This window comes from Ginsengibacter hankyongi (genome assembly GCF_008710285.1).
GTDB lineage: Bacteria > Bacteroidota > Bacteroidia > Chitinophagales > Chitinophagaceae > Ginsengibacter > Ginsengibacter hankyongi.
Window position 1 is genome coordinate 844,253 of sequence record NZ_VYQF01000001.1, and the last position, 25,112, is coordinate 869,364.

Sequence of the window (25,112 nt, forward strand, 5' to 3'; positions counted from 1 at the left end):
AAAGATGCAATACTATAAATTCAAAAGGCGAATAACCGATCGATATGGTTTTATCAATAGCTGTATTAAGACCATCTTTTGCCACTATAAATCTTCGGATAAAATATTTTTTTTAAAACGGCGTTTAAGCTTATCCGTTACATTGCTTTTTTAAAAATAAATTTGGCAAGCATTCCATTTTTTTACTTTCTGATAACTCCCAGGCGAGTAATTTCTGTAGCTAATTCATCTTCATCATTTAATTATCTTAAAATAAAAAACCTTGAAAGTAAATACTAACAAGGTTTTTAAAATCTACTGGTACCCGGGATGGGAGTTGAACCCACACGACCATTGCTGATCACAGGATTTTAAGTCCTGCGTGTCTACCAGTTCCACCACCCGGGTAAACACATTTGTAAAAAATCAAAAAAAATCCCGACCGGGTCGGGAAATTATGAGCGGAAGACCGGGCTCGAACCGGCCACCCCGACCTTGGCAAGGTCGTGCTCTACCAAATGAGCTACTTCCGCAAATGTTAAGAACTAAAAAATGGATTGCAAAAGTAATAATTACACTTGCTTAAGCAAAATTTATTTGTATTGCGGATTGTACAAAGTATTACCAGGAACTTCCACTTCTGGTTTACCAGTGTACCTGTGCTTATACATTGTATAACATCCACCCAAAACCAGCGCAATAAATATTATTATCTGGCAATAAAAAAGAAAACGTGAAGAGGAAACCCAATTATGAGCAATATCCTTATCCGAATTATCAAGATCTGAATTATCAAGAACTTCTTCGTGTTCCATATATTAAATTTTGCACGGCAAAAATAACCGATTGAGCTTAAAAATCATTTTTTAAGAGGAATAATTTCAGAAAATGTTTTTTTCTTTTTTATAAAATATTGCCAAACGATACTCCTGTCATATACAGAAACAATAGTTTTCATTTTTAATTTGGGAAATTTTTCTCCTCGTTTGCCAATCAAAAGCCATTCTGCATAATGCATGTGCGCAGATGCAATTGAAATGAAAGTACTAAAATTACCATCAACTAAAGAACGGTAAGCTGCTATTACATCCAGGAAAATTCGTAATGGAATTTTCCAAACCTTTTCCGCCACAGGCAAATTTTTAGTGATCATTACAAGGTTGTTCCTGAAGTTGAGGAAAACTTTTTTCCTGCTGCCCATTGGTAGCGCGCCTCCGCCAACATGATACACAACCGAAGCGGGAACTACGTAAATTATATAGCCTTTCCGCTGCATTCGCCAGCATAAATCAATCTCTTCCTGGTGGGCGAAAAAAAATTCATCAAAGCCATTTAATTCGTGAAATACTTTTGCTCTTACAAATAAAGCCGCGCCGGTAGCCCAAAAAATTTGCATTGCATTATCGTATTGGCCGCTATCGGTTTCGCAGGTTTCGAATATGCGGCCACGTGAAAACGGGTATCCTAATATATCGATAAAGCCGCCGGAAGCGCCGGCGTATTCGAATTTAGTTTTCTCCGTATACGATAAAACTTTTGGCTGGCATGCGGCAATTTTTTCATCTGATTCCATCAATGAAATAACAGGCTCAATCCAATCCGCGGTCACTTCCACATCGCTGTTCAGTAAAATATAATAATCAGCCGAAACCTGCTGTAATGCGGTATTATAGCCTTTGGCAAATCCTTCATTTATGTTGCTCAATATTATTTTTATAGCAGGATAATTCTTTTTCAAAAAATCAACTGAATCATCGTCAGACGCATTATCAGCAACAATAACACTAAAGTTATTATAGGTAGATTCCAATACGAAAGGAAGAAATTTTTCCAGGAATGGTTTTCCATTCCAATTAAGGATAACAACAGCTACAGATGGTAAAGAGATCAAAATTTATTTTATTAATAAACACAAACATAAAAATTTTAGATTTCAATTCTGATAATTATCGGAAATAGCTTTTAGATTTGATAAGAATCATTTTTAATGCTTGCACAACTTTTTAACTTTAGAACATGGATTGCAGTAATTGCCGTTGCGATAGTTACCGGCACTGTTTTCTATTCAAATTTCCTGGCAAAAAAAATAGCCGTTGAAGAAGGACAAAAGGTTAACGTGTGGGTGCAGGCGTTAAAAACGCGGGCTGAAACTACTGAGAAATCAGCACTTGATCTTACCAATATCATCACTTCAGAAAATAAGGACATTCCAATTATTGAGACTGACGAAAATGACAAACCATCCGGAATGGTTTTAAACCTTGATTCAGCGTTGGTAAAAAAAGATAGCCATTATGTTTATAAAAAACTGGCTGAATTTAAAAAACAACACAAGCCTATTACTATTGAGATAAGCACAGATCCTCTGATTATTAATAAATATTATTATGGAGATTCTGATTTGCTAAAACAGGTAAGATATTATCCCATTGTGCAATTAATTATTGTAGCGCTTTTTATCATCATTACTTTATATGCCATAACCACGAGGAACACCTCTACTCAAAACCAGGTGTGGGCGGGCATGGCAAAGGAAACTGCACATCAATTAGGCACGCCTATTTCATCGTTGGAAGGTTGGGTTGAAATGCTAAAGGAAAGTGAAGTGTCTAATTCTATTTCTGTTGAGATGGAAAAAGATGTTAATCGTTTAAAACTTATCAGCGACCGTTTTGGAAAAATTGGAAGCGCACCAAAACTGGAAGATTATAACATAACAGAACAAGTAGAAAAGATGGTGGCATATATAAAAAGAAGAGCTACTGACAAAGTAAATTTTGTGGTAGAAGCCCCACCCAGCAAGGTCATCACGAAAATTTCAGCACCTTTATTTGATTGGGTTATTGAAAATCTTTTGAAAAATGCGTTGGATGCAATGGAAGGAAAAGGGAACATTCACATTAAAATAAGGGAGCGACCGGGAAATATAGTTATAGACGTTACGGATAATGGCAGAGGCATCAGCAAACAAAATATTTCAAAAGTTTTCAAACCCGGATTCACTACAAAAAAGCGTGGATGGGGCCTTGGCTTATCTCTTTCAAAAAGAATAATAGAACAATATCATAAAGGGCAACTATATGTAAAATCCTCAGAACCTAATAAGGGAACTACTTTCAGGATTGTTTTAAACACATAGATTTTTAATTAAAGGGTTTTATTAAATTTGCATTCCTTAGTAACACCTTATTTATAAAGATTTTATTTTGATGGTAGCAAAAAATGCGGCGATGGCGAAATTGGTAGACGCACTACTTTGAGGTGGTAGCGCCCGAAAGGGTGTGGGAGTTCGAATCTCCTTTGCCGCACAAAATCCTGTTTCTTTGAAACAGGATTTTTTAATAAAAAACATTCTCTATGCCAACATTAATAACATGCCCCAGTTGTAAACATGAATTTGCACCGGAAGATGCAATTGCAAAATCATTGGAAAAAGAATATGAAGAAAAATTAAATCAAGAAAGACAAAAGCTGGGCCGGCAGTTTTCTGAACAGGAAAAATTACTGGATGAACAAAGAAAGGAATTTGAGAAAAAGAAGGAAAAGGAAAATGAATTATTTGCAGAAAGAATGCAAAAAGAAAAGTTGAAAATTGAAACTGAAATACAGGAAAAATTAAGAAAATCAATCAGCAGTGATTTTGAAAACCAGATCAAAATTCTGCAGCAATCCAATAATGATAATGAAGAAAAATTAAAATCGGCAAGACAAAAGGAGCTCGAGTTTCTAAAGAAGGTCCAGGAATTAAAAAATAAAGAAGAGGAAATGGAAATCGCTCTTCAAAAAAAATTATCGGAAGAAAGAGCAATGTTAAGTGAACAGATAAGAAAGCAGGAAATAGAAAAAAATACTATTAAGGAAACTGAAAATAATTTAAAATTTAAAGAGCTTGAAAAACAACTGGAAGATCAAAAAAAATTAGTTGATGAAATGAAACGCAAAGCCGAACAAGGTTCAATGCAACGGCAGGGCGAGGTACAGGAAATTGCGTTGGAAGAAATTTTACGCAACAATTTTCCATTTGATATAATTACTGAAGTCGGTAAAGGAACAAGAGGTGCAGATTGCGTTCAAATGGTGAGAAATAATTTTGGGCAGGAATGTGGTAAAATAATTTATGAAAGTAAACGCACCGAAAATTTTGGCGGCGACTGGATTGAGAAATTTAAAAAAGATATGCGCAGCACCGGCGCCGACATTGCTGTGCTGGTTACTAAAACAATGCCCAAAGACATGGATTGCTTCGGGTTGAAAGATGGCATTTGGGTTTGTACATTTTCTGAGGTGAAAGCGCTGGCCAATGTTTTAAGAGATGGAATTATCCGCATTTATTCTTCGGCAAAAAGCCAGGAAAACAAGGGCGATAAAATGCATTTGTTGTATGATTATTTAACCAGTAACGAATTCAGTGAGCAATGGAAAGCCATTCGTGAAGGGTTTTTTGCAATGAAAGTTGGGATTCAAAAAGAAAGGGATTCCATGGAACGTTTGTGGAAGGCAAGAGAAAAACAATTGGAAAAAGTTTTATTAAACTCGGCACATGTAAAAGGTTCAATAGAAGGAATTGCCGGGCAGGATTCTATTGATATGAGTTTATTGGACGAACCGGGATTGCTGGAAGATTAATTAAAACGAATTTCAGTAGAGCACATCAGCCTACAACCCACGCAAGACACAAATTTTCAAACAGATGAAAATTTATATATAAATCTTTTTGACAGTTTTTTAAAAATGTACATTCTATAACTCCACGTACATCCTTAACTGTTATATTACTTATATGAATGTGATTTATAAAATCAACGCCACCTTTTCCGTACCATTTATAAACTGCTTCTTTGCAGCTCCAGCATAAAGTAAGAAGCGTTTGATCTGCTCCAGGCAACAATTTTAATTCATCGGCGGATAAAAATTTATGCTGTATCAGTTTAACTTTTGGAGTTATTAATTCCACATCAATACCTGCGCTTGTATTTTCGCTTACTACAGCTGCTGCAAAATCGCCACAATGTGAAATTGAAAAGTGATAAGATTCATCCTGCAGCATTGGCTTATTTGACTCTGCTATTTCAATTAAATGCAGCGGAAATTCCGGGTGCAATAACTGGAGCAAATAGCGCCCTGCAAGATGTTGCACCCTTTTATGGGGATGATGTATTTCTTTTTGTAAATGCACATTTTGAAGGAAGAAATTTTCAGGCTCGGTAATATGCCATACGGCAAGTTTGGATGTATCGTTGATATTATGTTGATAAAACAAAGGCATTCGAAAAAAAGTTACGCTTGTTTTGCAGATGTATGAATTATTTTGCAAAAAATAAAATAAAGGAAAGAAATGATCTTATCGGATTCACGTATTTTGGAAGAGATAGAAAAGAAAACCATCGTTATTGAACCTTACAGCCGGGAATGTTTAGGCAGTAATTCATATGATGTGCATTTGGGAAAATGGCTGGCAACTTATAAAGAGCATATACTCGATGCTAAGAAACATAACACTATAGATTATTTTGAAATACCTGAAGACGGCTTCGTTTTGTATCCGCACATTTTTTATCTCGGTGTTACAGAAGAATATACTGAGACACATGCGCATGTTCCTTTTCTGGAAGGTAAATCTTCTACAGGCCGCCTTGGTATTGATATTCATGCGACAGCGGGAAAAGGCGATGTTGGCTTCTGCGGCAACTGGACCCTTGAAATTTCGGTAAAGCAACCGGTAAAAATTTATAAAAGCATGCCAATAGGCCAACTGATCTATTTTCCCGTTGATGGCGAAATTGAAGTGAAATACAATCAAAAGAAAGACGCGAAATACAGCGGTCAGATTAATAAGCCTGTTGAAAGCATGATGTGGAAGAATAAGTTTTAAGAACTCCTAACACCTAAAGGGGAATTAAGTTAATTCTATCACGGTTATCTCAGGCAATATCCCTACCCTGCCCGGATAACCAATAAAACCGTAACCCGGGTTTACATATAATTTTTGCCTTCCTTCTTCATAAAGGCCGTCCCATTGTTTATAAACATATTGAACAGGGCTCCATTTAAAACCCGGAATTTCTACGCCAAACTGCATTCCGTGCGTATGCCCGCTTAAAGTAAGATCAACGTCACCATATTGAGGACGAACTTCTGCATCCCAATGACTGGGATCGTGGCTTATCAAAATTTTGAATGGATATTTTTCAGTGCCTGCATAAGCCTTTGCCATATCCCCATATTTAGGAAATCTTGCTTTGGCGCTCCAGTTTTGTACACCAATAAGTGCAATCTGTTCCCCGTTTTTTTCCAGGGCTACATGTTCATCCATCATAAGCCTCCAACCTAAATCTTTATGCACCTGCATAAGATTTTTTAGATTTTGCGCCTTGGTAATTCCATCCTGTGGCCAACTAACATAATCTCCATAATCATGATTTCCGAAAGTAGAATACACGCCCATTGGCGCCTTTATTTTATTAAAGGCATCCATATAATCTTTCATTTCTATCGTCTTGTCATTTACAAGATCACCGCTAAAAATAACCAGGTCTGCATTTTGTGCCATAATCTTTTCAATGCCATGTTTAACCGCTTCTTTGTTGGTAAAGCTCCCGGAATGAACATCACTAAAATGAACAATTTTCAATCCCTTAAAGGACGCAGGCAGGTTATCATACTTTAAAGAAACTCTTTTAACCTGGTAGTTGTATTTATTGCTGAAGCCATATACCAAACTTCCAAAGAGTGTACCGCCCGCCGCCACGCCAAGCCAACTTAGAAATAGTGACCGGCTGATATGATCCTCACTGATGGTTTCTCCTTCGGTATTTTTAAAAAAAAGTTTTCCTGAAGCCCATTGAATTAATCGTCTTATATCATCTACCAAAAAGAAAACAACGGCAAGAAATTTTGCAAGAAACAAACCAATTACGGTTGCAAAAAGATAGGTTCTTACTTTTCTTGGCAAAAAATCAGGGCCAGTAAATACAAAAAGTATAAAGCCGATTATGGCAATTATTGAAATAGCCCAGTAAATAGAAAAAATAATGGTTCTTGTTCTTGGAGAAGCAGATTGGCTCAGTGTTTTTATTACCTGGAAAACATAAGCGTCCAGCAGCAGCATGATAATTACGAAAATAAAGGCTCCTAAAGGTGTTCGCATGAAATATTCTTTTAGTTACGCGAATTATAGCAATTTAATAATTTATAAATTCAGTTAATTGTTCGTCAATCACCTTTAAAGTTTCCTCATTTAGCCGGCCATCTTTATCCATTACTTTATCAATAACTGAAATGGGTAATTTATTATGATGCACATTCATCTTAAGATAATGTAGAGAAGCAGAAAGGTGGTCCATCCCTCTTAAATTACCCGCTCTTCCCGTTGATACGCCGGTGAGCAAAGCTTTCTTATAATACCATACTTTTTTAACGTCGCTATTGTCTATCATAGCTTTTAAAACACCCGGAAAAGTACCATTGTATTCGGGTAAAATAAAAATAAATTTTTGCGTGGGAATTAATATTTCATTTTCAATTTTTAAAAACTCCGGCGTTCTTTTGAGCACGTCAAGGTCAATTAATGAAAAAATGCCGGCATCGATATTTTTTTCCTTCAACAATCGCTGATATTCTATGGCGACTTTCCCGGTATGGCTTGCAGGACGGTTCGTTCCGCTTATTATTGTGTACATCTTATAATTTTACCGGCTAATGATTTTGCAAAGTTAAATTGTTAGAAACTGGTTGATTAATAAACCATTTTTATAGGCTGAATGTTCTCTAATATTAAGCCTAATATTTAAATTTGCCAATCTGGCATTAAATTGACTTAAAATTATTTCGCCGGTTATAAAACAATATTCTTTTTGGGACAATATTAAAGTAATGTCTTTAAATTAATGTTTACTTTAGCGCCCCTGCTAAACAGGAAAGAATACTAATTATGTAAATATTTAGGTCTTTTGAAAAAGAATTTGGGGTAAAATTATTGTTTGAAATATGGGTAAAATTATAGGGATAGCAAATCAAAAAGGTGGCGTAGGCAAAACAACTACAGCCATAAATCTTGCTGCAAGCCTTGGCGTACTTGAATATAAGACTTTACTGGTAGATGCTGACCCCCAGGCCAACAGTACAACAGGCGTTGGCTTTGATCTTCATAACATTAATACTGGTATTTACGATTGTATGGTAAATGAAACGCCTGCAAAAGACGTTATTTTGAAAACAGAAATTCCGTATCTTGATTTAATGCCATCGCATATTGACCTTGTGGGAGCCGAAATTGAAATGATTAATTACCCCGAAAGGGAAAGTGTTTTAAAAAATATTTTGCGTGATATCAAGGATCAGTATGAGTTTATAATTATTGATTGCTCCCCTTCATTAGGATTAATTACCGTGAATGCGCTAACCGCGGCCGATAGCGTGTTGGTGCCTGTACAAGCGGAATTTTTTGCATTGGAAGGGCTTGGTAAATTATTAAATACAATAAAAATTGTTCAAAGCAGGCTCAATACTTCCCTGCAAATTGAAGGCCTCCTGATGACGATGTACGATGGAAGGCTTCGTTTATGCAACCAGGTTGTAAGCGAAGTTCGCCGGCATTTTGAAGATCTTGTATTTAATAGCATTATTCATCGCAATACCAAATTGAGTGAAGCTCCAAGTTTTGGTAAACCCGCCATTCTTTATGATGCAGATAGCAAAGGAGCCGTTAATTATTTAAATCTTGCCAAAGAAATACTACAGCGAAATAATATGACTAAGATTCATCAGAAACAAAGAGTGATGGAACATCCATAAACAACGTGGTAAAATTTTAGTAAAAAATTTAAACATGAGTATTCCCAATAAAAAAGATGCTTTAGGAAAAGGTATCAGGTCTTTATTACAAAATATAGATGTAGACCTTTCTACAACTGCCAATAGTTTAAAAAAAGAGATCCCGGAAAAGTTAAGCCCGGTGAATACCCGCATTCCACTTAGTCTTATCGAGCCAAACCCCGAACAGCCGAGGCGGGATTTTGATGAGAGTTCATTGAGCGAATTAGCTGCATCGTTAAAGATGCATGATATTATTCAGCCAATTACTGTTGCAAAAATCGCTAACGGTAAATACAGAATAATAGCGGGAGAAAGAAGATACAGGGCGGCAAAAATAGCGGGCCTTACCGATGTTCCGGTTTATATAAGAGAACCCAAAGATTCAAAAGTTCTTGAACTTGCATTACTCGAAAATTTACAACGGGAAGATCTTAATGCAATAGAAATTGCGCTTAGCTATAAGCAATTAATGGATGAACTTGATTACACACAGGAACAACTGGCAGAGCGGATGGGAAAAGAAAGAAGCACTGTTACCAATTATATTCGTTTACTTAAATTGCCGCCCGATATACAAGCCGCAGTAAGAAATGGAATTATAAGTATGGGCCATGCAAGAGCGCTTATAAATGTAGATGTGGTTGATAAACAATTGTATATTTTTAATGAAATTAAAAATAAAGAACTCTCTGTAAGGCAAACTGAAGACCTTGTACGAAAATTATATACTCCCATAAACGACTCTGTTAATAATTCGGTAAAAGCCACGCTGCCACCGTCTTTAAAGAAAATTGAAGATAATTTAGCATCCTATTTCAGCACTAAAGTGAAAATGACACAAAATAAAAAAGGAACCGGCAGCATTACTTTAGACTATTATTCAATCGACGAATTAACTTCCATTTTAGAAAAGATGCAGGTTCCTGTGGACTAAATTTATGCTAAAAACATTCTTACTTTTTGGCGCATTTTTTTTTCTCTTCATAATATGTGATACCAAAATATTTGCGCAGCAAAAAGAAGATACGGTCATATTAAAAGAAAATACCAGCATTGATACAACCGGGAAAAAAGTTCCTGCCGCTTCTGTTGTAAAGAAAAAATACAATCCAAAAGTTGCCACATTTCGTTCTGCAGTATTGCCAGGCTGGGGACAAGCATACAATAGAAAATATTGGAAGATCCCGATTATTTATGGCGCATTAGGCACCACTGCAGGAGTATTTTTTTTTAATTTAAAAACTTATAAAAGATTGCGCCAGGCAGTAATACTTCGTTCTGATACAATACTCAGTAACGATAACCAGGTATATAAGGATTTCATAAACCTATCCACAGAATCTATCAGATCGTACCGAAACGAATACAGGCAAAATATAGATTATTCGGTTCTATTTTTTATGTTGTTTTGGGGATTGAATGTTGTAGATGCTACTGTTGATGCACATTTAAAATCATTTGATGTAAGCCCCGATATCAGTATGAAGATTCGTCCGGGCCTAAACACTGCTAACAACGGGCCGGGCATTTCATTTGTGTTCTTTTTTAAAAATAATCATTCTAAAGTTTTATTGCCACTTCCCTAAGGTTTTCTTATTTTCATTTCAACAATTAATTTATTATGAATATTGCATTATTAGGTTACGGTAAAATGGGCAAAGCCATTGAGGAAATTGCTTTACAAAAAGGTCATAATATCATTTTACGAATACATGATCAGAATCTTGATGAATTGACCACGGCTAATCTTCAACAAGCAGATGTTGCCATTGAGTTTACCAGCCCGCAAAGTGCTGTTCATAATATTTTATTGTGCTTTGGTTCGGGGGTTCCGGTGGTGTGCGGAACAACAGGCTGGCTTAAGGAAATGGAAATGGTTCAACAAAAATGCAAAGAACTTGGCGGTACTTTTTTATATGCCAGCAATTTTAGCATTGGAGTAAATATTTTTTTTGAACTGAACAAGAAATTGGCAGAGTTGATGAAGCACCAGGTGAATTATAACGTTAGTATGGAAGAAATACATCACACTGAAAAGAAAGATGCCCCAAGCGGAACTGCGATTACTCTTGCGGAGGAAATTATTAAAATTTCTCAACAAAAAAATAAATGGGTAAATCACTTTTCAGATGTTCCTAACGAACTTTCAATTACAAGTAAAAGGATAGATCCCGCCGCTGGAACTCATTCAGTAAAATATTCTTCCGACGTTGACGATATAGAAATTATTCACACGGCGCACAACAGGAAAGGCTTTGCTGCAGGGGCCGTTCTTGCAGCAGAATTTATCTTCAATAAAAAAGGAGTTTTTAGCATGAAAGATGTGTTGAATTTCTAAAGCCTTTAAGACTTTTCCATCATTACTTGACTTTTATTAAAATAAAAATGGCCTCCGCTAAGAGGCCATCAAACTTTAATTATTTAATTCTTAAAAATTATAAGCAAGACGAACACCAATCTCGCCTATCGTTGTACTGTTTTTGCTAAATGCAAGGTATTTAATTGAGCCATCAAAATTGGGGCTGAAATAATATCCTATGCTGGGTGCGTAAGCAAAGGCACCGCCGCCACCGCTTTCTGTAGAAAATGCGTAACCTAATTGAGCGTGGCCGTAAACCTTATCGCTTCCCAAATTAAATTTTGCGCCCGCTAAAAGGGGTATAAACCCTGACCTTCCGCCACCAAAGGAAGATTTGATTGAATAATTCTCATAGCCGCCGCTTGCAGTAATTTTCAGTCCCTCTGTAGCTGCAAAATCTGCCTGTAGATCCGCGCCAAAAGCGAATGAATAAACGGAAGGTGAAGAAATAGGAATGCCTGCATTAACAGCAATACTTATTCCCGTTTTTTTAGAACTCTTATCGTCCTGCGCCTTAACTGAGGCAATGGAGATGGTTAGAACCGCAACCGCTAAAATTGTCTTTTTCATTTTAAATTTTTTCGTTAATAATTGGTTAGTAGAACTTAATATTAAATAAATATTATCTTTTCACCGCACAAATATGTATCAATAAAATTGAAAATGCAATACTTTGACTATCATTTTTTTATTGCCTTTGTGGAAAAATTATTTCACATTCTTAAGCATTTCGGTAGTCATTTTGGTGAGATCGAAGGCCGGCTTCCAATTCCAATCATTTTTTGCCACGCTGTCATCAATACTTTGGGGCCAGCTTTCGGCTATGGGTTGCCGGTAATCAGGCTCATAAATAATTTCAAATTCGGGAATGTGCTTTTTAATTTCAGCACTTAGTTCTTTTGGAGAAAAACTCATGCCCGAAATATTATAAGACGTGCGGACTGATATATTGCTTGCATCTGCTTCCATCAATTCAATAGTTGCCCTGATAGCGTCGGGCATATACATCATAGGTAAGTATGTATCCTCTTTCAAAAAACAGGTATATTTTTTTTCTTTCAGCGCATCATAAAATATTTCCACTGCATAATCTGTTGTTCCACCCCCCGGCTCGCTTTTGTAACTAATAAGGCCAGGGTAACGCATGCTTCTTACATCAAGACCATAACGGTGGTTGTAATAATTACACCAAAATTCTCCTGCATATTTACTGATACCATAAACCGTTATCGGCTCAATTATGGTGTGTTGCGGGCAATTTCTCTTGGGCGATGTTGGCCCAAATACCGCAATGCTGCTTGGCCAATATACTTTTTTTATTTGCTCATCTTTGGCTATGTCCAATACATTTAAAAGGCTTTGCATATTAAGGCTCCACGCAAGGTTGGGGTTTTTTTCGCCGGTGGCAGATAAAATGGCGGCCAGTAAATAAACCTGGGTAATATTTTGCCTGATGATTTGCACATGAAGCATTTCCTTGTTCATCACATCGAGGCTTACATAAGGACCTGTGCCTTTCAGCAACTCGTTCTCTTCGCGGAGATCGGAAGCCACTACCTGGGCGCCCCCATAAATTCGTCTAAGCTCAAGTGTTAGTTCAACACCAATTTGGCCGCAGGCCCCGATAACCAATATTTTTTCTTTTATCATAACAAGTTTTCGTGTGCAAAGTAAAATTGAAATAATCAAAGAGCAAAGAATTAGATTCAATCATAAAAATCAGATGTAAAATACCTTACATCAATTTTTTTTAATTGAAGAAAACAAAGTCTTAAAAATGACTATTGTTATATACTTTCTATTCTCTAATTTTCGTTTTCCTAAAAATGCAAAATGAAAAAGACTATTTGCCTGGCCGCTGTAGCTATTTTTAACTTATTGGTTATAACAACTGTTTGTTATGCACAAGAGGTAAAGCCAGACACAGTTAAAACCGGAATATATATTACAAGTGTGCATGATATCGATTTTAAGCAAAAAGAATACACGGTTACTTTCTGGTTGTGGTTAAAATATAAAAATAAAGACTTTGATTTTTTACAGAATCTTGAGGTGCCTATGGCCAAAACCGTTTCAAGGTCTTTTGCTACTGTTGACAGCTCAGACGGTCAAATATATTTATTGATGAAATTACAGTGCGTTATGAAAGATTCCTGGAAGATTAGCAACTTCCCTTTCGATCAACAGAAATTAAGGCTTTCCATAGAAAATTCTCAATTTGATTCTCACTCATTGATTTTTGTTGCAGATACTTTAGGTAAACATTATGATCCGCGGTTTACACTAAATGGATGGAATATTGATAGCTGCATAATTTATACAGGAACAAAAATTTATGAAACTGCCTTCGGCGATGAAAGCCTTCCAAAACCACACAGCGAGTACAGCGCCTTTAGAGTGAGGCTCAACTTAACGAGGAACGCTTTGGGATTATTTTGGAAAATGTTTATCGGAATGTATATCGCTTTCCTGATAGCTTACGTATGTTTTTACATTCACCCGGATGGTATTGATTCACGTTTTGGTTTAAGCGTAGGTGCTTTGTTTGCCGTTATAGGTAATAAATATATTATTGATTCGGCTTTGCCAGAATCTACGTCTTTCACCCTGGTTGATACCTTGCATGGGCTTACTTTATCGTTCATTCTTATAATTATCAGTGCTACTGCCTATTCTCTCAAGCTTGTAAAAAAGGGCAAAGAAAAACAAGCAAAACGGTTTGACATGTTCGTTGCGCAGGCGATTCTTGTATTATACCTTTTTTTAAATATTTATTTTATTTCGCAGGCAAATGGGAATTAATAGTTGAAACGGAAATGTAAGGCTATACATTTATTATCCATTCTTTTATTGAGTTGATATCCTTAGTGAGTCGTTTTTATAGCTCCGTTATAATTATAACTTATAGCAGTCATATTAAAAAGGATCCTGACTATTGGAAATGGCGAGGCCAACAAATGAATCCGCAGTGCCATAATATAAAAACCATTTATTTTTGAAGAAGACCAGTCCTTCGGCAAAGGTAGTGCCCGCCTGGTATTGGCCCGTAGTTTCATGAGGCAAGGAAGGTTTTAAGAAACTTGTTTCTGATCGCCCAATAACTTTTTCAGGATCATTTTTATCAAAAATAATTTCGCCGGTTGAGTACGTTCCTTTAGGCAATGAAGTGTCAGCCTCTTCGTTAGTGGCATTTTTTCCATTGTACAGTAAAACAATTCCTTTACTGGTTATAATTGCTGGCGGCCCACATTCTGTAAGGTCACTGTCAAATTTTTTTCGCCGCGGTGCAGTCAGCGATTTTAGTTTTCCATTTTCATCCAGCAAAGGATTCCAGGTATATAAATTATCGGACCATGCAAGATTAATAAAATGTTCTCCCCAATACATCCAGTATTTTCCATTTATTTTAGCGGCAACCGGTTTGCCATTTTTCATTTTCGTAATTATTGATCCCGATTTACTCCATCCATCCTGGAATTTTTGCTCATACTCTTTAGCAAATGCAGGACCCTTTTTTTGCCAATGAATAAGATCTTTTGAAAATGCTATAGACAATCTTGCGGTTTTATTATTCCAAGAAGTATATGCAACAACATATAAACCTTGTTCTGTTTGAACCACGCGGGGGTCTTCACAACCTCCGGGATAATCATATTGCGTATATCCGTCTTTGTCGGGATATAAAACCGGTGTCGGGTATTTTTTAAAATGTATTCCATCTTCACTTTCGGCTAGCCCTAGCCGTGAGGTCCTGCCGCCTATTGCTGCGGCGGGATTATCTTCACAACGGTATATCAAAAAAATTTTATTGTCTTTTACTATTGCGGCAGGATTAAATACATCAGCTTTTTGCCACTTTACTTTTCGTTTTGCGATAGGATCTGTAAAGGCAAAGGAGGAATCGGCTTTTAGTATCGGGTTTTCTTTTGGTTTATAAAAACTATTGACATTTAAATTTATATTGTTCTGTTGCGCCAGGCAAAAAAAACCAGAAAAAACCAATAATAAAATAAGGGGGATTTTTTTTCTGCAAATATTAATAAATGTGAAACTTTTGCTCATAAGTAAATCTATGATTTTCTACTTAAGCCCTTAAAAAAAACAGGCTATTTAATCATTAGTTTAAATTATTTTCTTTTTCTATTGTAACACATATTCTTGTTCCCTGGCCTATTTCGTTTTGAACGGCCAAATGACCGTTGATAGAAGAAGCATGCTCTCTCACATTGATCAAGCCAGGAGTTTCCATTTGATGTGCGGCATCAAATCCTCTGCCGTCATCAGTACTACAGAGTTGTATAGCTTTAGGTGATTCTGCAATCCTGATTTTTACATTGCTTGCCATCACATGATCTATAACATTGGTGAGAGATTCCTGGCAAATTCTAAAGAAGTCTGTTTTCATTTCTTGTGTTAATCTTTCCTCATTGTATGCACTTTCAAAGCTACAGGGAATCTCATTCAAAATATAAAACTCGTTACATAACCATTCGATTGTTGAATTTAACCCAAAGTCGCTCAACATATTCGGGCTAATAGAAAAAGAAATTTTTTGAATAGTTTTAATGATAATTTTTGACACAGCCAAGGCATGCTCAATCATGCTCTTTGAAGATGCGGACATTTGTGTTTCATTATTGGCTACCCATTCAATATCCATTTTTACTGCAGCAACTAATTGCGCCAATTCCTCATGCAATTCATACGCAAAATATTTCCTCTCTTTTTCAATTTTATTTTTAAAATGAGCAGTTAATCCCTTATACTTCTTATATTTTTCTTCTACTACTTTTTCGATGTGTTTTCTTTCGGTTACATCTTTCGCAATTGCAAATACAATCTCTTTATTAGGAAAATATATCGAAGTCCATTCGAGCCACACCAGTTGCCCGTTTTTGGCAATATACCGGTTTTCAAAATTTAATAGCACTTTTCCATTAAGTAACTCTTTTCTGTTATGATGAGTAAATTCCTTATCGTCAGGATGTATAAAAGAGGCTATAGGCAAAGCAAATAATTCTTTCTCTGTATAACCCAACTTTTTAATAACTGCAGGATTCACCTTTCTAAAAAATCCATCTTTACCAGCTATACATACAAGATCAGGAGTCATCTCAAACAGAGTAAATAATTCAATTTCAGCGCTTTCCATAATGCATCAAATTTATTTACTTCTTGAATTACTTTCAGGGGTTGGATAAAATTCTACATTCTAATAGAATTCCGCTAAATAATTTTTCTAAAATCTTTTTATAAGTTTTTTTTATTCCTTATTAACAATTTATTTCAAATAAGGCAACGGCAATTTCTTCCCATTCCTTTTCAATAGAAACTGAAGGTCTTACTTTACCTGCCTGGTTATACCAATAATCAGCATTAGAAAAATCTCCCTCTTTACGGTGCAAGTAGGCATGTATCCATGCCGCATTTTTATTTTGTTTATGCTGAATCAATTCATGAGCTTTGCTCCAATTTCCCTTTGCATCGTACCACAAAGCTTTTAAGCAATCCGAAATATTTTCACCTGGTTGTTTGCCTCTAAGGCTATCTTTAAATGAAGATAGGGTCATCAATAAATTTTTTTATTTTATCTTTTTCAAATTTAAAAATTATTTCTATTTACGCTGGGTCATTAAGACTATACTTTGTTTTTGCGATAAACCAGATAATACTAAAAAATACTATTCAATAATTTTATTAAACTTTGCTATTTAAAAATTGTAGCATGCCTTCTCATAAAAATATAAATCCCTTTTCAAAGCAAAATAACGATACAGGTTTTGCGAGCAATACCAGTGAAATAGGTGGCCGCTTTATTAATAAAGATGGAAGTTATAATCTTGTGAAAGAAGGGATGCCTTTCTTTAAGAGATTCAGCCTTTTCCAGGACATGCTAAACCTTCCCTTATGGAAATTTATTACTGTCATCTTTCTTTTTTACCTCGTGATTAACATTCTTTTTACTTTGATTTACCTGCTCATCGGTCCGCAGCAATTAGAAGGCATGATTAAGGGTAGTTCCTGGAAAATCGCCAGGGAAGTTTTTTATTTCAGCACACAAACGCTTACCACGGTTGGTTATGGTCATGTAAATCCTGTTGGAGATGGTGCTAATATTGTAGCAGCGGTAGAAGCCTTAACGGGGTTCCTTTCACTTGCCATAGCAACAGGTTTAATATATGGCCGGTTTTCAAAGCCAAGGAGTTATCTTATGTTTAGTGATCATGCATTGATAAGTCCATACAAAGATGGTAAAGGACTTATGTTCCGCTTTGCCGCTTTTAAAGATAAACATGCACTTACCGACCTTGATATAAGAGTAAACACGGGTTTGCTTTTATTAGAAAATGAAACACCCGTTTACAAATATTTTAGCCTGGCGCTTGAAAGAACAAGAGTAGAAAGTATGCCAATGAGCTGGACCGTTGTGCATCCGATTAATGAGGACAGCCCTTTCAATGGATTTACAGAAGAAGATATAAGAACTGCTGACGTGGAATTATATGTAATGCTGCGGGGCTTTGATGATGTATTTTCTAACTATGTGCAGCAACGAACGTCCTATACATTTAATGAAATACTTTTTAACAGGAAATTTATACCAATGTTCCGCGAGAGTGACGATGGTAAAACAACAATACTTGAGTTGCATAAACTCAACCTTCATAAAGAGATTGACTTCTGACACCCACCGGCTAATTTTAAGTTTAATTTAAAAACTGATAACCTCCATTTCTCAGAAGAACTACCGTATAAGGCTACCTGCGATAGATGCTTTTTCAACTTATCTCCCCAGCGCTGTTTCAAAATTTTGAACAATATTATAAAATGTTAAAGCCTCTGAATCTGTTAATCCATTTCCAATGCTTGCTAATCCACATTCCCTTTGTCCTACTAACGGAGCATTAACTACTGACCCAATAAGAATTGGCAAGTTCGTAAAAGTTGCAGTCGGCGCGGAGCCTTTTGCATCTGTAACTATGCCATTATCATATCTTTTAACATCTCCAGGCGTACACGAAAGCATAAATAGCCCCACTGTATTTGCAGATTGAATTCCTAATGCAAAAAAACCAAACCAGTTTGTGGCATCCGAACCATGATAAATTGAAAATTCGTTCCAAGGACTTTTACTATCACTACAACCCATGTCGTAACCGCTTATTGTATTTTGTGTTCTTGAATAATATGCTATTGAATTATTATTTGATCCAGCCAGCGTATTATCAATTAAATGCGTATCAGCATAGTCCGAAACAGTAGGAAATAATACACCGGTAGATGCAAATACTGCAGATCCGTTAAAAGTTAATCTATAGGCGGAATCCAAATCCCTGGGATCTTTTAAATTCCATTTAGCGGTCGATGCCGAACCTCCCACCATTGGATATATAGCTTTAAATTTCAACCATAATGAAGAATCTTTTAACTGGCTGACAAATTCATCTATTGCAAATCTTTGAGTAGTATCTGAAATACCTATGCTGTCAATAAATCTTAAGGCATCCGCGTCATACACGTGTGGAGGCCTGGCATTGGGATCCGAAAATTCTTTTTGACACGATGAAATAATTAAACAGGATAATACAATAAAGATAAATGGGAAAGGGCTCTTCATTTAGTTTTCTTTTAGAGGTTAAATTAAAAATGTTGGTTAAAGGTTTGGGATTTAGCCTAACATATTTTACGAGCTAAATTAATCAATAACATTTTATTTAATAAATTTATTGCATCTGCAGCCGGCAACTTATACTTAACTCAATAATATAATTTAACTCCAAACTAAATTCGTGCCATTTAGTTATGTCTTTTTCGAACAAGTGAGGGTTAAAATTGGCAATTATTCTCTTAAACTCACCTCATCAACTTTCTGTTAAAACATTTTTCCATGTTCATCGTTTTAAGAAATATGAAGTCAAATGTGTAAATTCAATATTATAATCAAAAACATATAAATATGAAATCTTTATCTGAAACTTGGTTTGCAGAAGGTTATATTGATTTCGAATTGAAAAAATATACGTTGCTTGCTTATCTCCAACATGTAAATTCTTATTTTAATCAAAACAAGTTATATCCGCAACTTGCTGATATTATTTTCCATTACAATAATATTGTGGCATTCAGGGAAAACAGGAGATTTTTGCAGGAACACTTTCCAAAGCAACTAACCGAAATAAACTTAAAAAAGCTGCAACTTGAATATGAGAGGATCATAGAAGATAATGACCTGATGAAAGAAATGGAAGACATTGTTCGCTATTCTGCAGAAAAAATAAAGGTCACAATTAAGAACGGAACAGAAATATATGAGTTTGTTGAAGCAAAGTTGGATATTGAGCCTGTAGGCCTTATTCCGCTCGACACTAATGAAGGTTATTTATTAATATGCGACGGAAGATTTAATACAACAGTCGCCTATCAATATCATTTGACTATTTACGAAAAGCATGATGAAAAATATCGCGGCATCCGTACGGATTTTATAAGCCAATGGAAACGCTCTGTAAGTAATTCCGCTGAAAATATAAAAGCAGAATTAATTAGAAACCGCCGGGAACTGCCGAATCCTGCTGTATATAACATTAAAACAGAATTGACTTATCCTATGGAGGAAACATTATTGCCTATCGCTAAAAGAAGTTTTGTAAAATATATCAGCAGCGAGCAACATTGACTTGTAATAACTACCTCGAGTAAACGCAATTGAAAATTTATTTATGTTGCCTGAACAACCATTCCATCATTAGCGGGTCGCTATATGCGCCTAACCACGAAAAATGCCCGACCGCAGGATATTGTGTAAATCCGGGGTGAGCTCCAGCCTTAAAAAGGGCTTCTACCATGTCGAGCGAATACAATGGATTTACCGCAGCATCTTCAGCCCCGGCAAAAATCCAGATAGGAATATGAGCTATTGAAGAAGCCCTCGTCACATCTCCCCCTCCACAAACCGGTACAGCCGCCGCAAATAGTTCCGGGTAACGTTCAATTGCATCGTAAGTACCGTGACCACCCATAGAGAGCCCTGTTATATAAATACGATTGGTATCAACCGGTAACTTTTTTATTATCTGATGAACAAGCTCAATCAAAAGTTCCATTGGTTTGGAAGGCGTGGGCTGCAGAAGCTTTTCACGGCTGTTTTTCTTATTAGAAAAATTGGCCCAGCCCATTTTCTCAGGGCATTGCGGAGCAATAACAATTGCGGGATATTTTATCATATTCTGATCGGTAGCAAAATTCATGACTCCCCACTTTAATTGGGCTTCGTTATCGTTGCCCCGTTCGCCGGAACCATGCAAAAAAATTACGAGAGGATATTTACGGAGCGTATCATAGTCGGGGTAAAGGCGCCGGTAGTTTAGCGTATCACCTTTATCGTTAGTAAATTTCTCATAGCTAAAAACCGATTGCTGGGCAGATACCAGATTTACGGTAACGGCAACAAAAAGAAATATCAATACCGTAACTAATTTGATTTTTTTCATTTTTTATATCTTTTAAAATGTTTATTAGAAGAAGGGATATGTAATATTTGAACGAAAGTTAGAAATCCTGGTATTTATAAGAACACATGTCACACAGGTATTTTAAAAAAGGCATCATTATTTCTTAACAGCGATTGCACAAAAACGATAAATTTTTCTTGCAAAAATTTTTTATCCTTATGCAATAAAACAAAATTACAACCGTTATTAATATGGTCGAGGCAAATAATAACTACCTGAATCTACCCCGGCTCTGCACTACCTCTGAACTCTTGAAAAAAATCCACAACTAAAGCTGCCTCTGGTGGCTTTTTTTATGCCTTTTATCTTCCTCCCGGCGGGCAATACTATCTCAGATAATTTGTATATAACGTTTGCAAATGTTCCCCTGTTCCTTCTCCCTCAAAAATTCCATGCGACCGGTTGGGATAAGGCATAAATTGAAATTGCTTGTTATACTCTATTAATTCATTCAATATCATTTCTGCATTCTGAATGAACATTATCATCACCCGTTCCATGAATATATAATAAATTACCCCGTAGGTTCATAACGCCATACCCGCATTGAATTGGTATAAATAAGTATTTTAGTTCCATCATTTGAAAAGAAAAAATTGCGAACAGATAATGGCGTTGATTCACCAGGCGAGGTTAATTGCTCCATTGTTACAACAATTGTTGATTTAGCAGTACCAGAATCGTTTTGAATGATTTCTCCATTTTTCACTTCATAATAACTATTGCCATCTTTTGACCAATGAATACCCTGTGGCGGTTGTGCATTTACCAAAATAGAAACAAAAGAAAGAATGAGTATCGCAATTAATTTTACAGGTGAGGGCATAAAAATTATTTTAGAAAGTGAAAATAAAAGTTATCAGCAAAATTATTAATTACGCGGATGAAGAAAATCAAGATTGAAATAAGAATTTCCAATGTAAAAAATAACAATAACTCTTAAGTTGACAATCTTATAAATAAAAAAGCCGGCACGATGCCGGCTTCATAAAATAAATTTTACCTAAGGATACTTACTTTATTTAGGTAACAGTACTTTGTCAATTACATGTATTACACCGTTGCTTTGATTTACATCAGCGATAGTTACAGTTGCAACACCACCATTTTCGTCTGTTATCATAATTTTCTTCCCTTTCATACTAACGTATAAATTTTCGCCCTGCACTGTTTTTAAAGTTGCTTTACCCATACCGGCTTTCATCATAGACATTAATTCTTTTGAATCCAGTTTTCCGGGAACCACATGGTAAGTCAATACCGCTGTAAGCTTTGCTTTATTTTCAGGTTTCAAAAGCGTTTCAACTGTTCCCGCAGGCAATTTATTGAATGCGCTGTTTGTTGGAGCAAACACGGTGAAAGGACCCGGGCGCTCCAATGTTTCAAAAAGACCGGCCGCTTTTACAGCCGCAACTAAAGTTGTGTGATCTTTAGAATTTACGGCATTTTCAATAATATTTTTCGAGGGGTACATGGCTGCTCCACCCACCATTACAGTTTTTCCCATTTGCGCAAAAGTTGCAGATGTAAAAAAAGCTGAAAGAATAAATAATCCTAATACTTTAATAGTTTTCATTTTATAAATTTTTAAGTTATTGATGTATCCATTTACGCTTTAATGAAAGGGTTGGATTTATTTGTATAAAAAATATTTATACAACGGTAACGGCTACCTGAAGGAGAACGTAGAAGCTTTAGATGAATTTATTTTTCCTGCTGAATACCGCCTTGAAATAATAAATTAATATTTGGATCTAATGAAATTGCCTCCGGTTTAAAATTAAGCGGCATACTGATATTAATAGTCCTGTTAATGAAGTCAATAGTTTTAAAAACATTTTTATTTCCGTCTTTTATAGCGATTTCCAATGGAAATTGAAACACAAAATTCTGTGTTTGATGTATGACTATGTTTAATACTTTCTTGTTTACGTCATAAGACCATTTTCCCTGCAACGTGGGCTGCCCCTCGTTATAGAGCCACTGTTTAAAAAACAACTGCAGGTTTTGTTTACTCACTTTTTCCATAATATGCATAAAATCATCTGTCGATGCATTTTTACCTTTATAAGCTGCATAATAAGTTTGTATTCCTTTTTTGAAGACTTCATCTCCTAATTTCCTTCGCAGCATGTGCAACACCCAACTCCCTTTTTGATACGTATTATCATTTAATAACTGCATCAAATTTTTACCTGCAGTTGTATCAACAACAGGTGTTTTACGCTTTTTATAAAATGCAATCACTTCATCCCTGTCATGCTTCATTCCCTTTTTTAATGTATCAGTTCCATAGCGATGCTCCATATACAAATGCGTCATATAAGTTGCAAAACCCTCGCTGAGCCAAAGATGCGGCCAGTCTATTTCTGATGCTTCGTCACCAAACCATTGATGTGCTGTTTCGTGAGCAAAAAGTTCTTCAATTGATCTTTGATGTTTTGAGTGAAACGTGTCCATCGCTACAGAATTCTGATAATAAAAAATATTACCCGCATTCTCCATTCCGCCAAATATGGTTTTAGATTGCACATTGGCTAATTTTTTATAAGGATAAGGGCCAATATAATTTTCATAAAACGGAAGAATGTTTTTTGAAACAGCATATTGTGCAAAGCCACTATCCCTGTTTTCAGGAAATACCCAACTGGTTATAGGAATGCAGTTGATAGTTGAATTAAGCTGAACAGCAAAATCGGCAACGCCTATCACCATAACTTTTGTCGGTAACACCATATCTTCTTTCCAATGCGTAAGTTTCAAATGATTGGGCATATTGGTTTCTTCTTCAAGAATTCCATTGGCAATTACCTGGTAATGATCTGGCGCTGTAACCATAAACTCAACTGATGCTTTATCAGCAGGGTGATCGTTACACGGAATCCAGTTATGTGCACGGTTGGGCCAGTTATCCGCAAAAAAAGTACGGTGATCAAATTTATTCGTATCAATAATAAGCCCGTCAGCAGGCACTCCTGCATAACTTATAGAAATAATTTTCTCAGCATATAACGGCAACGGAGAATCGAAGAAAATATTTACCCGATCAGTATCCTGTGTAAATTTTAAACTCTTGTTATTTTCTAATACATGCAGAACTTTCATTCCTTTTTGAGTAGAATCGATAAAACCTCTCAGATCAAAATAAACCATTGCGGATGGCTGTTCTGCAACGAAATCAATTCCTGCAGTTCCCTGAATTATGTTATTGCTATCATTAAGAGAAATTGCAAAACTATAATGCCGCACGTCTATTGCTCTATTCTGGGATAAAAGTTTATGGCTACTTATTGTAAGAAAAAAGGTGAACAAGAGGTAACAATATTCCCTCATACATTTTTTAATTAAATGATGAATTTTTTTATTTGTAAATATTATTATTTATTCCGGTATTGATGCCAGAAAAAACCAATGGCAAATCCTACAAGGATGTAAATAAGTATTTTAATAATCCTTTCTTTAGTGTTGCTATTCATTTTTTAAATTATATACTTTTTTTAATTTATCAATTAAGGTGGTTGCATGCTGCAATAAGGTATCGGCATCCTTAAGCTGATTGGGCAAAAATCTTGAACGGATCATCTCAAGATATTCGTTAAACAATGTTTTATCATAAGTTAGTAATGGTGGATTGGTCTTCATAAAAGAATCAATTCTCTCCTGGTTAAATGAAGTTTTGTTTGCCAGATAAATATTGTTAGCTGCATCATTGTATTTGAATTCAAAAATTTTTGCCCTTGCTTTTCTCACTTCCGTATAAATTCCAATATCTATTTCTTCTAACTTCCCCCATCTGCGGCAAAGTTGATCATACTGTGCTACGTTCCGGTTAAGTGAGGCGTCAGTAAAATAACGCAGCGCACCTGAACTTTCCATTTGATGAATAGTGGCATCGTGTGATACAAAAGAGCCATGAGCCCCGCCAAATAAACCATACCAGTACAATTTGCCCGAAGGAATTTGCCTTGGATCCTTGGCAGAAATCAGTTGTATGAGTGTATCAATTTTACCAACTCCATATCCGGTATAATTGATGTAGTATTTTAAATCTGCAGTGTCACTTTTAAGATCGCTGATCATTTCTTGTGCATATTCCTTTGCATGCTTGTGCTCCGTTACGTATTCCCGCAGGCTTTCCGCCAAAAATCCAAGTGTTACGGCAAGAAATATCATTACAAATTCCAAAAAATATTCTTTGAAGCCTTTTTTTTCTACGTGTGGATGATGATGTACTTCCATATTTATTTAAGATGATGTTTGTTTTTATAGAAGGCAATAAGATTAATGGCTTTGATTTCTAAACCACTTATTAATAATCGCTGCGCTTTTATAGCACGTAAAGACAATTGCAGTTGGTAAACCATTTATTCAACATAGCCCGGTCATCCGAAAACAATAAGGGACCGCTTAAAGTGCTGGTGCCAACATCTACAGCAGTACCCCGTGAA

The 25,112-nt window shown here is 35.9% G+C and carries 26 protein-coding genes and 3 tRNA genes; 11 read left to right on the plus strand and 18 right to left on the minus strand.

The annotated features are described in order from the left end of the window. Positions 1-298: 298 nt before the first annotated feature. The 4 genes from FW778_RS03540 to FW778_RS03555 all read right to left on the minus strand — a co-directional run bounded on the left by FW778_RS03540 (position 299) and on the right by FW778_RS03555 (position 1,870). A tRNA-Leu gene (locus FW778_RS03540) sits at positions 299-387 on the minus strand. A 52-nt stretch (positions 388-439) separates the two neighbouring features. Continuing rightward, positions 440-512, minus strand: a tRNA-Gly gene (locus tag FW778_RS03545). 60 nt (positions 513-572) lie between these two features. Further along, a complete protein-coding gene (locus FW778_RS03550) occupies positions 573-794 on the minus strand; it encodes a hypothetical protein (RefSeq protein ID WP_150413214.1) in 222 nt (73 codons plus the stop codon). 44 nt (positions 795-838) lie between these two features. Then, a complete protein-coding gene (locus tag FW778_RS03555; protein ID WP_235906012.1) occupies positions 839-1,870 on the minus strand; it encodes a glycosyltransferase family 2 protein in 1,032 nt (343 codons plus the stop codon). A gap of 96 nt (positions 1,871-1,966) precedes the next feature. Here FW778_RS03555 and FW778_RS03560 point away from each other — a divergent pair, with 96 nt between their 5' ends. From FW778_RS03560 to FW778_RS03570, 3 genes are all read left to right on the plus strand, one after another. Then, a complete protein-coding gene (locus FW778_RS03560; RefSeq protein ID WP_150413215.1) occupies positions 1,967-3,118 on the plus strand; it encodes a sensor histidine kinase in 1,152 nt (383 codons plus the stop codon). A gap of 85 nt (positions 3,119-3,203) precedes the next feature. After that, positions 3,204-3,287: transfer RNA gene (locus FW778_RS03565), tRNA-Leu, on the plus strand. A gap of 49 nt (positions 3,288-3,336) precedes the next feature. Next, positions 3,337-4,605, plus strand: a complete 1,269-nt coding sequence (locus FW778_RS03570) for a DUF2130 domain-containing protein (RefSeq protein ID WP_150413216.1) — start codon at positions 3,337-3,339, stop codon at positions 4,603-4,605. A 25-nt stretch (positions 4,606-4,630) separates the two neighbouring features. Here FW778_RS03570 and FW778_RS03575 read toward each other — a convergent pair whose 3' ends face one another. Next, on the minus strand, positions 4,631-5,245 hold the full coding sequence (locus FW778_RS03575; RefSeq protein WP_150413217.1) for a 4'-phosphopantetheinyl transferase family protein: 615 nt from the start codon (positions 5,243-5,245) through the stop codon (positions 4,631-4,633). A gap of 69 nt (positions 5,246-5,314) precedes the next feature. Between FW778_RS03575 and dcd the strand changes: the two genes are divergently transcribed. Further along, a complete protein-coding gene (gene dcd, locus FW778_RS03580; protein ID WP_150413218.1) occupies positions 5,315-5,851 on the plus strand; it encodes a dCTP deaminase in 537 nt (178 codons plus the stop codon). Positions 5,852-5,875: 24 nt separating this feature from the next. Here the strand turns inward: dcd and FW778_RS03585 are convergent, their stop codons facing one another. After that, positions 5,876-7,126, minus strand: coding sequence for a metallophosphoesterase (locus FW778_RS03585; protein ID WP_150413219.1), 1,251 nt, complete (start codon positions 7,124-7,126; stop codon positions 5,876-5,878). Positions 7,127-7,160: 34 nt separating this feature from the next. Next, positions 7,161-7,658 (minus strand): NADPH-dependent FMN reductase, encoded by a 498-nt coding sequence (locus FW778_RS03590; RefSeq protein WP_150413220.1) that lies wholly within the window; start codon positions 7,656-7,658, stop codon positions 7,161-7,163. 307 nt (positions 7,659-7,965) lie between these two features. Between FW778_RS03590 and FW778_RS03595 the strand changes: the two genes are divergently transcribed. Genes FW778_RS03595 through dapB form a run of 4 tightly spaced genes read left to right on the plus strand, consistent with a single transcriptional unit; the run spans position 7,966 to position 11,131 of the window. After that, complete coding sequence (locus FW778_RS03595) at positions 7,966-8,772, plus strand: ParA family protein (RefSeq protein ID WP_150413221.1); 807 nt, start codon at positions 7,966-7,968, stop codon at positions 8,770-8,772. A 34-nt stretch (positions 8,773-8,806) separates the two neighbouring features. Beyond that, positions 8,807-9,727, plus strand: a complete 921-nt coding sequence (locus FW778_RS03600; protein WP_150413222.1) for a ParB/RepB/Spo0J family partition protein — start codon at positions 8,807-8,809, stop codon at positions 9,725-9,727. Between the two features lie 4 nt (positions 9,728-9,731). Then, complete coding sequence (locus FW778_RS03605; protein WP_150413223.1) at positions 9,732-10,379, plus strand: DUF5683 domain-containing protein; 648 nt, start codon at positions 9,732-9,734, stop codon at positions 10,377-10,379. 35 nt (positions 10,380-10,414) lie between these two features. After that, on the plus strand, positions 10,415-11,131 hold the full coding sequence (dapB, locus tag FW778_RS03610; RefSeq protein ID WP_150413224.1) for a 4-hydroxy-tetrahydrodipicolinate reductase: 717 nt from the start codon (positions 10,415-10,417) through the stop codon (positions 11,129-11,131). A 90-nt stretch (positions 11,132-11,221) separates the two neighbouring features. Here the strand turns inward: dapB and FW778_RS03615 are convergent, their stop codons facing one another. Together FW778_RS03615 and FW778_RS03620 are read right to left on the minus strand one after the other, a co-directional pair. Continuing rightward, positions 11,222-11,722 carry a hypothetical protein gene (locus FW778_RS03615; RefSeq protein ID WP_150413225.1) on the minus strand — a complete coding sequence of 167 codons (501 nt, stop codon included), beginning with the start codon at positions 11,720-11,722 and terminating at the stop codon, positions 11,222-11,224. A gap of 138 nt (positions 11,723-11,860) precedes the next feature. Next, on the minus strand, positions 11,861-12,802 hold the full coding sequence (locus FW778_RS03620) for an NAD-dependent epimerase/dehydratase family protein (protein ID WP_150413226.1): 942 nt from the start codon (positions 12,800-12,802) through the stop codon (positions 11,861-11,863). Between the two features lie 183 nt (positions 12,803-12,985). On the opposite strand from FW778_RS03620, the gene FW778_RS03625 reads away from it, so the two are divergent. Beyond that, entirely contained in the window at positions 12,986-13,954 is a 969-nt protein-coding gene (locus tag FW778_RS03625) for a ligand-gated ion channel (RefSeq protein ID WP_150413227.1), read from the plus strand. A 114-nt stretch (positions 13,955-14,068) separates the two neighbouring features. On the opposite strand, the gene FW778_RS03630 is transcribed toward FW778_RS03625, so the two are convergent. The 3 genes from FW778_RS03630 to FW778_RS03640 form a co-directional block, all read right to left on the minus strand. Beyond that, positions 14,069-15,214 carry a glycoside hydrolase family 130 protein gene (locus FW778_RS03630; protein WP_150413228.1) on the minus strand — a complete coding sequence of 382 codons (1,146 nt, stop codon included), beginning with the start codon at positions 15,212-15,214 and terminating at the stop codon, positions 14,069-14,071. A 55-nt stretch (positions 15,215-15,269) separates the two neighbouring features. After that, a complete protein-coding gene (locus FW778_RS03635) occupies positions 15,270-16,304 on the minus strand; it encodes a sensor histidine kinase (protein WP_150413229.1) in 1,035 nt (344 codons plus the stop codon). A gap of 121 nt (positions 16,305-16,425) precedes the next feature. Further along, positions 16,426-16,722 (minus strand): hypothetical protein, encoded by a 297-nt coding sequence (locus tag FW778_RS03640; protein ID WP_150413230.1) that lies wholly within the window; start codon positions 16,720-16,722, stop codon positions 16,426-16,428. 155 nt (positions 16,723-16,877) lie between these two features. Between FW778_RS03640 and FW778_RS03645 the strand changes: the two genes are divergently transcribed. Continuing rightward, positions 16,878-17,837, plus strand: coding sequence for an ion channel (locus tag FW778_RS03645; protein WP_150413231.1), 960 nt, complete (start codon positions 16,878-16,880; stop codon positions 17,835-17,837). Positions 17,838-17,936: 99 nt separating this feature from the next. Here FW778_RS03645 and FW778_RS03650 read toward each other — a convergent pair whose 3' ends face one another. Further along, a complete protein-coding gene (locus FW778_RS03650; RefSeq protein ID WP_150413232.1) occupies positions 17,937-18,770 on the minus strand; it encodes a hypothetical protein in 834 nt (277 codons plus the stop codon). Positions 18,771-19,109: 339 nt separating this feature from the next. Here FW778_RS03650 and FW778_RS03655 point away from each other — a divergent pair, with 339 nt between their 5' ends. Beyond that, a complete protein-coding gene (locus tag FW778_RS03655; RefSeq protein WP_150413233.1) occupies positions 19,110-19,829 on the plus strand; it encodes a hypothetical protein in 720 nt (239 codons plus the stop codon). Positions 19,830-19,866: 37 nt separating this feature from the next. Here FW778_RS03655 and FW778_RS03660 read toward each other — a convergent pair whose 3' ends face one another. From FW778_RS03660 to FW778_RS03685, 5 genes are all read right to left on the minus strand, one after another. Beyond that, positions 19,867-20,643 (minus strand): carboxylesterase family protein, encoded by a 777-nt coding sequence (locus FW778_RS03660; RefSeq protein ID WP_150413234.1) that lies wholly within the window; start codon positions 20,641-20,643, stop codon positions 19,867-19,869. 535 nt (positions 20,644-21,178) lie between these two features. Further along, positions 21,179-21,490, minus strand: a complete 312-nt coding sequence (locus FW778_RS03670; protein WP_150413235.1) for a hypothetical protein — start codon at positions 21,488-21,490, stop codon at positions 21,179-21,181. 192 nt (positions 21,491-21,682) lie between these two features. Further along, on the minus strand, positions 21,683-22,240 hold the full coding sequence (locus FW778_RS03675) for a fasciclin domain-containing protein (protein WP_150413236.1): 558 nt from the start codon (positions 22,238-22,240) through the stop codon (positions 21,683-21,685). Positions 22,241-22,368: 128 nt separating this feature from the next. Further along, positions 22,369-23,997 (minus strand): M1 family metallopeptidase, encoded by a 1,629-nt coding sequence (locus FW778_RS03680; protein WP_150413237.1) that lies wholly within the window; start codon positions 23,995-23,997, stop codon positions 22,369-22,371. 135 nt (positions 23,998-24,132) lie between these two features. Next, positions 24,133-24,903 carry a hypothetical protein gene (locus FW778_RS03685; protein ID WP_150413238.1) on the minus strand — a complete coding sequence of 257 codons (771 nt, stop codon included), beginning with the start codon at positions 24,901-24,903 and terminating at the stop codon, positions 24,133-24,135. Positions 24,904-25,112: the final 209 nt, after the last annotated feature.

Coding starts and splice junctions, on each gene's coding strand:
- FW778_RS03550 (WP_150413214.1), bottom strand. CDS start 794: ATGGAACACGAAGAAGTTCTTGATAATTCAGATCTTGATAATTCGGAT.
- FW778_RS03560 (WP_150413215.1), top strand. CDS start 1,967: ATGCTTGCACAACTTTTTAACTTTAGAACATGGATTGCAGTAATTGCC.
- FW778_RS03570 (WP_150413216.1), top strand. CDS start 3,337: ATGCCAACATTAATAACATGCCCCAGTTGTAAACATGAATTTGCACCG.
- FW778_RS03575 (WP_150413217.1), bottom strand. CDS start 5,245: ATGCCTTTGTTTTATCAACATAATATCAACGATACATCCAAACTTGCC.
- dcd (WP_150413218.1), top strand. CDS start 5,315: ATGATCTTATCGGATTCACGTATTTTGGAAGAGATAGAAAAGAAAACC.
- FW778_RS03585 (WP_150413219.1), bottom strand. CDS start 7,126: ATGCGAACACCTTTAGGAGCCTTTATTTTCGTAATTATCATGCTGCTG.
- FW778_RS03590 (WP_150413220.1), bottom strand. CDS start 7,658: ATGTACACAATAATAAGCGGAACGAACCGTCCTGCAAGCCATACCGGG.
- FW778_RS03595 (WP_150413221.1), top strand. CDS start 7,966: ATGGGTAAAATTATAGGGATAGCAAATCAAAAAGGTGGCGTAGGCAAA.
- FW778_RS03600 (WP_150413222.1), top strand. CDS start 8,807: ATGAGTATTCCCAATAAAAAAGATGCTTTAGGAAAAGGTATCAGGTCT.
- FW778_RS03605 (WP_150413223.1), top strand. CDS start 9,732: ATGCTAAAAACATTCTTACTTTTTGGCGCATTTTTTTTTCTCTTCATA.
- dapB (WP_150413224.1), top strand. CDS start 10,415: ATGAATATTGCATTATTAGGTTACGGTAAAATGGGCAAAGCCATTGAG.
- FW778_RS03615 (WP_150413225.1), bottom strand. CDS start 11,722: ATGAAAAAGACAATTTTAGCGGTTGCGGTTCTAACCATCTCCATTGCC.
- FW778_RS03620 (WP_150413226.1), bottom strand. CDS start 12,802: ATGATAAAAGAAAAAATATTGGTTATCGGGGCCTGCGGCCAAATTGGT.
- FW778_RS03625 (WP_150413227.1), top strand. CDS start 12,986: ATGAAAAAGACTATTTGCCTGGCCGCTGTAGCTATTTTTAACTTATTG.
- FW778_RS03630 (WP_150413228.1), bottom strand. CDS start 15,214: ATGAGCAAAAGTTTCACATTTATTAATATTTGCAGAAAAAAAATCCCC.
- FW778_RS03635 (WP_150413229.1), bottom strand. CDS start 16,304: ATGGAAAGCGCTGAAATTGAATTATTTACTCTGTTTGAGATGACTCCT.
- FW778_RS03640 (WP_150413230.1), bottom strand. CDS start 16,722: ATGACCCTATCTTCATTTAAAGATAGCCTTAGAGGCAAACAACCAGGT.
- FW778_RS03645 (WP_150413231.1), top strand. CDS start 16,878: ATGCCTTCTCATAAAAATATAAATCCCTTTTCAAAGCAAAATAACGAT.
- FW778_RS03650 (WP_150413232.1), bottom strand. CDS start 18,770: ATGAAGAGCCCTTTCCCATTTATCTTTATTGTATTATCCTGTTTAATT.
- FW778_RS03655 (WP_150413233.1), top strand. CDS start 19,110: ATGAAATCTTTATCTGAAACTTGGTTTGCAGAAGGTTATATTGATTTC.
- FW778_RS03660 (WP_150413234.1), bottom strand. CDS start 20,643: ATGAAAAAAATCAAATTAGTTACGGTATTGATATTTCTTTTTGTTGCC.
- FW778_RS03670 (WP_150413235.1), bottom strand. CDS start 21,490: ATGCCCTCACCTGTAAAATTAATTGCGATACTCATTCTTTCTTTTGTT.
- FW778_RS03675 (WP_150413236.1), bottom strand. CDS start 22,240: ATGAAAACTATTAAAGTATTAGGATTATTTATTCTTTCAGCTTTTTTT.
- FW778_RS03680 (WP_150413237.1), bottom strand. CDS start 23,997: ATGAGGGAATATTGTTACCTCTTGTTCACCTTTTTTCTTACAATAAGT.
- FW778_RS03685 (WP_150413238.1), bottom strand. CDS start 24,903: ATGGAAGTACATCATCATCCACACGTAGAAAAAAAAGGCTTCAAAGAA.